Raw genomic sequence first — 1063 nt, forward strand, 5'->3', positions numbered from 1 at the left:
AACTTAAGCGCCAGTAAACGGCGGTGGTAACTATAACCATCCTAAGGTAGCGAAATTCCTTGTCGGGTAAGTTCCGACCTGCACGAATGGCGTAACGACTTCTCGACTGTCTCAACCATAGGCCCGGTGAAATTGCATTACGAGTAAAGATGCTCGTTTCGCGCAGCAGGACGGAAAGACCCCGGGACCTTTACTATAGCTTGATATTGGTGTTCGGTTCGGCTTGTGTAGGATAGGTGGGAGACTTTGAAGCTGTGACGCCAGTCATGGTGGAGTCGTCGTTGAAATACCACTCTGGTCGTGCTGGATGTCTAACCTGGGTCCGTGATCCGGATCAGGGACAGTGTCTGGTGGGTAGTTTAACTGGGGCGGTTGCCTCCTAAAGAGTAACGGAGGCGCCCAAAGGTTCCCTCAGCCTGGTTGGCAATCAGGTGTTGAGTGTAAGTGCACAAGGGAGCTTGACTGTGAGACCGACGGGTCGAGCAGGGACGAAAGTCGGGACTAGTGATCCGGCGGTGGCTTGTGGAAGCGCCGTCGCTCAACGGATAAAAGGTACCCCGGGGATAACAGGCTGATCTTCCCCAAGAGTCCATATCGACGGGATGGTTTGGCACCTCGATGTCGGCTCGTCGCATCCTGGGGCTGGAGTAGGTCCCAAGGGTTGGGCTGTTCGCCCATTAAAGCGGTACGCGAGCTGGGTTTAGAACGTCGTGAGACAGTTCGGTCCCTATCCGCTGTGCGCGTAGGAGTGTTGAGAAGGGCTGTCCCTAGTACGAGAGGACCGGGACGGACGAACCTCTGGTGTGCCAGTTGTCCTGCCAAGGGCATGGCTGGTTGGCTACGTTCGGGAGGGATAACCGCTGAAAGCATCTAAGCGGGAAGCCTGCTTCGAGATGAGCACTCCCACCTCCTTGAGAGGGTAAGGCTCCCAGTAGACGACTGGGTTGATAGGCCGGATGTGGAAGCCCTGTAAGGGGTGGAGCTGACCGGTACTAATAGGCCGAGGGCTTGTCCTCAGTTGCTCGCGTCCACTGTGTTGTTCTGAAACAACGACCCCACCCCG

Annotated in this window: 1 rRNA gene; it reads left to right on the forward strand. The window is 56.2% G+C overall.

Annotated elements, in window-relative coordinates:
• Positions 1-1016: ribosomal RNA gene (locus tag ACZ6ZR_RS38705) — 23S ribosomal RNA — on the forward strand; the annotation flags it as partial.
• Positions 1017-1063 lie beyond the last annotated feature (47 nt).

It is taken from the genome of Kitasatospora sp. NPDC088742, from assembly GCF_055584905.1.